Source organism: Serratia sp. PGPR-27, from assembly GCF_022678525.1.
GTDB lineage: Bacteria > Pseudomonadota > Gammaproteobacteria > Enterobacterales > Enterobacteriaceae > Serratia > Serratia nematodiphila.
The window spans coordinates 1-251 of record NZ_JALBYS010000095.1 but is presented as its reverse complement, the minus strand read 5'-3'; the positions used below and the strand labels follow the sequence as shown (position 1 = coordinate 251).

Below are 251 nucleotides of genomic sequence, written 5' to 3'. Positions count from 1 at the left end.
GCTGAGGACCACCGCGATCAACAGCACCAGCGGCGCCACCACGCGCGGGACCAGGGCCCAGCCGTTCAGCCCGACCTCCCACAGCGCCCAGACGACGGTGCCGATGAAGATGGCGATGTAGAGCCAGGCGCCCAACGGTCTGAGCAAGGCCAGCAGCCCGCCCGACACGATCATCAACAGGCCGACGATCAGATAATAGGCGGACCCGCCCAGCATGATCAGCTGGCCTCCGCCAATGGTCAGCGTCAGCC

The 251-nt window shown here is 66.9% G+C and carries 1 pseudogene; it reads right to left on the bottom strand.

The features are described from left to right. Positions 1-251 (bottom strand): annotated as a pseudogene (locus tag MMS95_RS24160) (membrane-bound PQQ-dependent dehydrogenase, glucose/quinate/shikimate family); the annotation flags it as partial.